The 7836-nt window shown below is 62.0% G+C and carries 10 protein-coding genes; 8 read left to right on the forward strand and 2 right to left on the reverse strand.

From position 1 onward, the window contains the following. The 8 genes from EN943_RS32165 to plsY all read left to right on the forward strand — a co-directional run. Nucleotides 1-899, forward strand: an 899-nt coding sequence (locus tag EN943_RS32165) for a pyruvate dehydrogenase complex E1 component subunit beta (RefSeq protein WP_127416029.1), incomplete at its 5' end; no start/stop codon positions are given. Between the two features lie 18 nt (nucleotides 900-917). After that, complete coding sequence (locus tag EN943_RS32170) at nucleotides 918-2333, forward strand: pyruvate dehydrogenase complex dihydrolipoamide acetyltransferase (RefSeq protein ID WP_127416030.1); 1416 nt, start codon at nucleotides 918-920, stop codon at nucleotides 2331-2333. Between the two features lie 107 nt (nucleotides 2334-2440). Beyond that, on the forward strand, nucleotides 2441-3076 hold the full coding sequence (locus EN943_RS32175; protein WP_127416031.1) for an SGNH/GDSL hydrolase family protein: 636 nt from the start codon (nucleotides 2441-2443) through the stop codon (nucleotides 3074-3076). A 12-nt stretch (nucleotides 3077-3088) separates the two neighbouring features. Next, nucleotides 3089-4534 carry a dihydrolipoyl dehydrogenase gene (gene lpdA, locus EN943_RS32180; protein WP_127416032.1) on the forward strand — a complete coding sequence of 482 codons (1446 nt, stop codon included), beginning with the start codon at nucleotides 3089-3091 and terminating at the stop codon, nucleotides 4532-4534. 89 nt (nucleotides 4535-4623) lie between these two features. Further along, nucleotides 4624-4881, forward strand: a complete 258-nt coding sequence (locus tag EN943_RS32185; protein ID WP_127370325.1) for a GlsB/YeaQ/YmgE family stress response membrane protein — start codon at nucleotides 4624-4626, stop codon at nucleotides 4879-4881. A 138-nt stretch (nucleotides 4882-5019) separates the two neighbouring features. Next, on the forward strand, nucleotides 5020-5985 hold the full coding sequence (gene lipA, locus EN943_RS32190) for a lipoyl synthase (RefSeq protein WP_127416033.1): 966 nt from the start codon (nucleotides 5020-5022) through the stop codon (nucleotides 5983-5985). A gap of 12 nt (nucleotides 5986-5997) precedes the next feature. Next, a complete protein-coding gene (locus tag EN943_RS32195) occupies nucleotides 5998-6453 on the forward strand; it encodes a type II toxin-antitoxin system RatA family toxin (RefSeq protein ID WP_127416034.1) in 456 nt (151 codons plus the stop codon). A gap of 10 nt (nucleotides 6454-6463) precedes the next feature. Beyond that, on the forward strand, nucleotides 6464-7138 hold the full coding sequence (gene plsY / locus EN943_RS32200) for a glycerol-3-phosphate 1-O-acyltransferase PlsY (protein ID WP_127416035.1): 675 nt from the start codon (nucleotides 6464-6466) through the stop codon (nucleotides 7136-7138). A gap of 45 nt (nucleotides 7139-7183) precedes the next feature. Here plsY and EN943_RS32205 read toward each other — a convergent pair whose 3' ends face one another. Together EN943_RS32205 and EN943_RS32210 are read right to left on the reverse strand one after the other, a co-directional pair. Further along, complete coding sequence (locus EN943_RS32205; protein ID WP_127416036.1) at nucleotides 7184-7666, reverse strand: CinA family protein; 483 nt, start codon at nucleotides 7664-7666, stop codon at nucleotides 7184-7186. Then, the coding region (locus tag EN943_RS32210) for a 2-C-methyl-D-erythritol 2,4-cyclodiphosphate synthase (RefSeq protein WP_206522849.1) at nucleotides 7663-7836 on the reverse strand (174 nt) is incomplete at its 5' end. The genes EN943_RS32205 and EN943_RS32210, both read right to left, overlap by 4 nt.

The following is a 7836-nucleotide window of genomic DNA, read 5'->3' on the forward strand; positions in this document are numbered from 1 at the left end:
GCGAGGAGGTCGCCGAATACCAGGGCGCCTACAAGATCACGCAAGGGCTGCTGCAGGAGTTCGGGCCGCGGCGCGTCGTCGACACGCCGATCACCGAGCACGGCTTTGCCGGCGTTGGCGTCGGTGCCGCGATGGCCGGCCTGAAGCCGATCGTCGAGTTCATGACCTTCAACTTCGCCATGCAGGCGATCGACCAGATCATCAACTCCGCCGCCAAGACGCTCTACATGTCGGGCGGCCAGATGGGCGCGCCGATCGTTTTCCGTGGACCGAACGGTGCCGCCGCACGCGTCGCCGCCCAGCACTCACAGTGCTATGCCGCCTGGTATAGCCACATTCCGGGCCTGAAAGTAGTGATGCCCTATACCGCCGCTGACGCCAAGGGTTTGCTGAAGGCAGCGATCCGCGATCCCAATCCGATCATCTTCCTCGAGAATGAGATCCTCTATGGCCAGTCCTTCGACGTGCCGAAGCTGGATGATTTTGTGCTGCCGATCGGCAAGGCGCGCATCCACAAGACTGGCAAGGACGTCACCATCGTCGCCTTCGGCATCGGCATGACCTATGCGGTCAAGGCCGAGGCAGAATTGCGCGGAATGGGCATCGATGCCGAGATCATCGATTTGCGCACGATCCGGCCGCTTGACCTCGACACCATCATCGCCTCGGTCAAGAGGACCAACCGGCTGGTCGTGGTGGAAGAGGGCTATCCGCAAAGCTCGGTCGGCGATCACATCGCCAACCAGGTGTCGCAACGCGCCTTCGATTTCCTCGACGCGCCGGTCATCACCATTGCCGGCAAGGATGTGCCCATGCCCTACGCGGCCAACCTCGAAAAACTGGCTTTGCCGAATGTCGGCGAGGTCATCGAGGCGGTCAAAGCCGTCACGTATCGCTGAACCGGGCGGGAGGACAAAATGCCAATCAACATCACCATGCCGGCCCTGTCGCCCACGATGGAAGAGGGCAATCTGTCCAAGTGGCTCGTCAAGGAAGGCGACAAGGTTTCGCCGGGCGATGTCATTGCCGAGATCGAGACCGATAAGGCGACGATGGAAGTCGAGGCTGTCGATGAGGGGACGGTCGCCAAGCTCGTCGTTCCCGCCGGCACCGAGGGCGTCAAAGTCAACGCTCTGATCGCCGTGCTTGCCGGAGAGGGCGAGGATGTCGGTGCTGCCGCGAAAAGCGATGGTGGTGCTGTGACGGCGAAAGCGGAGGCCAAGCAGGACAAGGCGCCAATCTCCCCACCTGTGGGGGAGATGTCGACGAAGTCGACAGAGGGGGGCGCTGTCCCGCCGGCGTCGCATTCTGTCACGCCCCCCTCTGCCCTGCCGGGCATCTCCCCCATGAAGGGGGAGATCGGCCAGTCGCCGGAAGGCCGCACCTTCGCCTCGCCGCTTGCTCGGCGCGTCGCGAAGGAGGCCGGCGTCGATGTGTCAGCCGTGACGGGCACCGGTCCACATGGCCGGGTGGTGAAGGCGGATGTCGACGCGGCGATTGCCGGTGGCGGCGCCCAGGCGGCACCTGCCGCCAAAGCAGCACCCGCTGGCGCTCCGGCTGCTGCTGCCGCGCCGGTGAAGGCGATGTCGGACGATCAGGTGCTGAAACTGTTCGAACAGGGCTCCTACGACCTCGTCCCGCATGACAACATGCGCAAGACCATTGCGCGCCGCCTTGTCGAGGCCAAGACCACCATTCCGCATTTCTACCTGACGCTCGATTGTGAACTCGATGCGCTGTTGGCGCTGCGCACGCAGATCAATGCGGCAGCGCCGGTGAAGAAGACCGATAAGGGCGAGGCGCCGGCCTACAAGCTGTCTGTCAACGACATGGTGATCAAGGCGATGGCCATGGCGTTGAAGGCGGTGCCGGACGCCAATGCCTCATGGACCGAAAGCGCCATGGTCAAGCACAAGCACGCCGATGTCGGCGTCGCCGTGTCGATCCCGGGTGGGCTGATCACGCCGATTATCCGCAAGGCCGACGAAAAGACGCTGTCCACCATCTCCAACGAGATGAAGGACCTGGCCAGCCGGGCGCGCAGCCGCAAGCTGAAGCCGGAAGAGTACCAGGGCGGCACCACGGCGGTGTCCAACCTCGGCATGTTCGGCATCAAGGATTTTGCCGCGGTAATCAACCCGCCGCATGCGACCATCCTGGCGGTTGGCGCCGGCGAGGAGCGGGCGGTGGTCAAGAACGGCGAGATCAAAATCGCCACGGTGATGTCGGTGACGCTGTCAACCGACCATCGCGCCGTCGACGGTGCGCTGGGTGCCGAACTGCTGGTCGCCTTCAAGCGGCTGATCGAAAACCCGATGGGCATGCTGGTTTAGGACGGAGAGGGCGGTGCGGAGATTCTTCACCAGCCCTTTCGTCCTGATCATTTCCGGATTCGCCGGCGGTTGAAACGCGGCACGGCTGACATAGACGGGTTGAGCGCATGAAGACGGTTCTTTGTTACGGCGACTCGCTGACCTGGGGTTACAATGCCGAAGGTGGCCGCCATGCGCTGGAAGACCGCTGGCCAAGCGTGCTGCAGGCCAGGCTCGGCAGTGGCGTTGAAGTTATCGCCGAAGGCCTCAACGGCCGTACCACCGCCTTCGACGACCATCTGGCTGGTGCTGATCGCAATGGCGCCAGGCTGCTGCCAACGGTCTTGACGACCCATGCGCCGATCGACCTGATTGTTATCATGCTCGGCGCCAACGATATGAAGCCGTGGATCCACGGCAATCCCGTCGCGGCCAAGCAGGGCATCCAGCGGCTGATCGACATCGTGCGCGGTCACGACTATCCGTTCGACTGGCCGGCGCCGCAGATCCTGATCGTTTCGCCGCCTGTCGTCAGTCGCACCGAAAATGCCGAATTCAAGGAAATGTTCGCCGGTGGCGATGACGCCTCGAAGTTTTTGGCACCGCAATATGCCGCGCTCGCCGATGAGGCCGGCTGCGGCTTCTTCGACGCCGGCGGCGTGGCGCAAACCACCCCTCTCGACGGCGTCCACCTCGACGTCGAAAACACGCGAAACATCGGCGAGGCGCTGACACCAGTGGTGCGCGTCATGCTGGAATTGTGAAGGAGAAAACCCGTGGCTGAGAACTACGACGTCATCATCATCGGCTCCGGCCCAGGCGGCTATGTCACGGCAGTGCGTTCCGCCCAGCTCGGCTTCAAGACGGCGATCGTCGAACGCGAGCATCTCGGTGGCATCTGCCTCAACTGGGGCTGCATCCCGACCAAGGCGCTGCTGCGCTCGGCCGAGATCATGCACTATTCGGATCACCTGAAGGATTATGGGCTGAAGCTCGACGGCAAGGTCAGCGCCGACACAGCGGCCGTGGTCGACCGCTCGCGAAAAGTGTCGCTGCGGCTCAATGGCGGCGTTGCCTTCCTGATGAAGAAGAACAAGGTCGACGTCATCTGGGGCGAGGCCAAGCTCTCGAAACCGGGTGAGATCGTCGTGTCCAAGACGGCCAAGAAGCCGATGGAGCCGCAGCCGCCGGTGCCGAAAGGCGTCAAGGGCGAGGGCACCTACACCGCCAAGCACATCATCCTGGCGACCGGCGCGCGGCCACGCGCGCTGCCCGGCATCGAGTCGGACGGCAAGCTGATCTGGACCTATTTCGAGGCCATGGTGCCGAAGGAAATGCCGAAGTCGCTGCTGGTCATGGGATCTGGCGCTATCGGCATCGAATTCGCCTCCTTCTACCGCACCATGGGCGCCGAGGTGACGGTGGTCGAATTGCTGCCGGCGGTGATGCCGGTCGAGGACGCCGAAGTCTCGAAATTCGCGCAGAAGCAGTTCGAGAAGCAAGGCATGAAGATCATCCTCGAAGCCAAGGTGACCAAGGTCGAGAAGGGCACGAACTCGGTCACCGCGCATGTCGAGATGAAGGATGGCAAGGTCGAGAAGATCACCGCCGACCGGATGATCTCGGCCGTCGGCGTGCAGGGCAACATCGAGGGCCTCGGCCTCGAGGCGCTCGGCGTGAAGACGGAGCGTGGCTGCGTCGTCATCGATGGTTACGGCAAGACCAATGTGCCGGGCATCTACGCCATCGGCGATGTCGCCGGCCCGCCGATGCTCGCCCACAAGGCTGAACATGAGGGCGTCGTGTGCATCGAGAAGATCGCTGATTTTCCTGGCGTGCATGCCACCGACAAGCTGAAGATTCCGGGCTGCACTTACTGCAATCCGCAGGTCGCCTCGGTTGGCCTGACGGAAGCCAAGGCCAAGGCAGAGGGCAAGGACATCCGCGTCGGGCGCTTCCAGTTCGGCGCCAATGGCAAGGCCATTGCGCTCGGCGAGGACCAGGGCTTCATCAAGACCATCTTCGACAAGAAGACCGGCCAATTGCTCGGCGCCCATATGGTCGGTGCCGAGGTGACTGAACTGATCCAGGGTTTTGTCGTGGCGATGAACCTGGAGACGACCGAAGAAGAGCTGATGCACACCATCTTCCCGCACCCGACGCTGTCGGAGATGATGAAGGAAAGCGTGCTCGACGCCTATGGCCGCGCGCTCAACGCGTGATAGATTGAAAGCGCTGCTCCAGATGGAACCCGGCGGCAAGGTACTTCGTTTGCGGATGCACTTTCATCCATCACACAAGGAGAAGGCATATGCATTTGAATGGCGTCGGCTGGATAGCAGCCATCATTATCGGCGGTCTGGCAGGCTGGTTCGCCGAAATGTTCATGAAGAGCAACACCGGTATCCTCATGAACATCGTTATGGGCATCGTCGGCGCGATCGTGCTGAACGCCATTCTGCAGGCTCTCAATTTTGGCCCGTTCGGCGTCGGCTGGATTGCCTATCTGATCACCGGCTTTATCGGCGCCTGCCTGCTGATCTGGGCAGGACGCCTGGTGCGCCGTTAACATCACTGAAGAGCTGCCATGCGAAAAAGGCTGTTGCGGCATGCGTCGCAGTGGCCTTTTTCTTTGCGCCGAAAAGTCTTAGATGAACTTATGACAACGAACGCCTGACTGGCGCTCGCCAATGAACCAGGTTTCCCGATGGTCACTGTCCTCGATACGATCGCCAACGCACCGCGCCTGCGGCATCCGGAAAAGGCGCACAAGCCCGACCAGGATGTGCTGCGCAAGCCCGACTGGATCCGCGTCAAGGCGCCGATGTCGAAGGGCTATGCCGAAACGCGCGAAATCGTGAAGTCGCACAAGCTGGTGACGGTCTGTGAAGAGGCCGGCTGTCCCAACATCGGCGAGTGCTGGGAAAAGAAGCACGCCACCTTCATGATCATGGGCGAGATCTGCACCCGCGCCTGCGCCTTCTGCAATGTCGCCACCGGCATTCCAACCGCTCTTGACCCGGATGAACCGGCCCGCGTCGCGCATGCGGTCAAGCAGATGGGCCTTACCCATGTCGTCATCACCTCGGTCGACCGCGACGATCTCGCCGATGGCGGTGCGCAGCATTTCGCCGAGGTCATCCGCGCCATCCGGGCGGCGACGCCGCTGACGACGATCGAAATCCTGACGCCCGACTTCCTGCGCAAGGACGGCGCGCTGGAGATCGTCGTGGCGGCCAAGCCCGACGTCTTCAACCACAATCTGGAGACCGTGCCGTCGAACTATCTGACGGTTCGTCCGGGCGCCCGCTATTTCCATTCGATCCGGCTGTTGCAGCGGGTCAAGGAGCTTGATCCGTCGATCTTCACGAAGTCCGGAATCATGGTGGGGCTGGGCGAAGAACGGAATGAAATCCTGCAGTTGATGGACGATCTGCGTTCGGCCAATGTCGACTTCATGACCATCGGCCAGTACCTGCAGCCGTCGAAGAAGCACCATCCGGTGATCCGCTTCGTCACGCCGGAGGAGTTCAAATCCTTCGAGACGATCGGCCGGACCAAGGGTTTCCTGCTGGTGGCGTCTAGCCCGCTGACGCGTTCATCGCATCACGCCGGCGACGATTTCGCCAAGCTGCGCGCGGCACGGGAAGCCCAGCTCAAGAAATCAGCTTAATCAGCCGGTTTCATGCCAAAATTCGAAGCCACCCGCAGAGTTGCCCACACGCCGCAGCAGATGTTTGCGCTGGTTGCCGATATCGAGGCCTATCCGCAATTCCTGCCGCTTTGCGAAGCGCTGACGGTTCGCTCGCGCAAGGAGCGTGACGGACGCACCGTTCTCCTCGCCGACATGAGCATCGGCTACAAGGCGATCCGCGAAACCTTCACGACGCAGGTGCTGCTGAAGCCCGACGAGAACACCATCGACGTGAAATACATCGACGGGCCGTTCAAATATTTGAGCAATGTCTGGCGTTTCGAACCCGACGGCGCCGGTTGCGCCGTCCGCTTCTTCATCGACTACGAGTTCAAGAGCCGTATTCTGGGCGCGGTCATGGGGACCATGTTCGATCGTGCCTTCCGCATGTTCGCCGAAGCCTTTGAGAAGCGCGCCGACGTCATCTACGGTGCAAGACCGTCTTGAGGCCCTGCGCATGCTTTTCTGGATAGGGAGCACCGTTGGGCTGGCGATCGCCTATCTCTTCGGTTCCATGCCCACGGGTTATCTGGCGGGGAAGCTGCTCAAGGGCATCGATATCCGGGAGCATGGCTCCAAATCCACCGGGGCAACGAACGTCTTGCGGGTCTTGGGAAAATGGCCTGCGTTCGTGGTCCTGGTTGTGGATGTGCTGAAAGGCGCCGCTGCGATCATCTTTGCCAGTTGGTTTTATCCCTGGTTCACCACATTGCCGTTCGTCACGCCGCCAACTGCGTTTAACCTGCAAACCTGGCTGCCTTGGGCTGTTTGCCTGGCCGGAATTGCCGTGTTGTTGGGACATGGCCGTTCGATCTGGTTGAATTTCACAGGTGGCAAATCCGCTGCGACGGGACTTGGCGTGTTGCTGGCTCTGTCTTGGCCGGTAGGTGTGGGGGCTGCGGCGGCTTTTGGTGCTGTGCTGGCTACGTCTCGGATAGTTTCCCTGAGCTCGATGGTCGCGGCGTTGACCGCGATCGCCCTCATCTGTGGCCTGGAGCAACCGTTGGCGTATCGGTTGCTGGTGATTGCGGGCAGCATCTACGTGATTATGCGCCATCGTGCCAACATTCAGCGGCTGCTGGCTGGGACAGAGCCACGCCTGGGGCAAAGCAGCCCGGAATCAAAAGCGTAGTCGCAAACCCAGCTTTCGAGCCCGCCCGCCCAACGTTTCATAACCCTATCCGAGTGCTTGCAGGCCCAGCTCCAGCGCTTGCCGGACCGTTTCGCGACGAATGAAATCGCGGCCTTTGTCGGCAAAGAGCTGGTGCTCGGCGACAATCGGTCGGCCGTCCAGCGCAACCCCGAACCAGACCAGGCCGACCGGTTTTCCCGCCGAACCGCCGCCAGGCCCGGCGATCCCGGTAACGGCCAAGGTCAGTCGGGCGCGCGAACGGGCAAGCGCGCCTGTCGCCATTTCGACCGCAGTCTCGCGCGAAACCGCGCCATGCGCCTCAAGCGTGGCGGCGGAAACACCGAGCATGTCCATCTTGGCTTCGTTGGAATAGGTGATGAAGCCGCGATCGACCACGGCGGACGAGCCGGCGATGTCGGTCAACGCGGCGATGATCATGCCGCCGGTGCAGCTTTCCGCCGTTGCCAGCATGATGTCGCGCTTTCGGCAGGCTTTCAGCAGGGCATTCGCCAGCTCGTTGTTGGTCATTCCGGCACCTCGCCGGGAAACACCACGCTGGCGGTGGCGATCGCCGCAATGCCTTCCTCGCGCCCGACAAAGCCGAGCTTTTCGTTGGTTGTTGCCTTGATCGAGATGCGGTCCGCGGAAATTGCCAACATCTGCGACAGGGCTGCCGTCATCGCCTCGCGATGCGGGCC

The sequence above is a fragment of the Mesorhizobium sp. M7A.F.Ca.US.006.01.1.1 genome (assembly GCF_003997935.1).
In the GTDB taxonomy this organism is placed as follows: Bacteria; Pseudomonadota; Alphaproteobacteria; order Rhizobiales; family Rhizobiaceae; genus Mesorhizobium.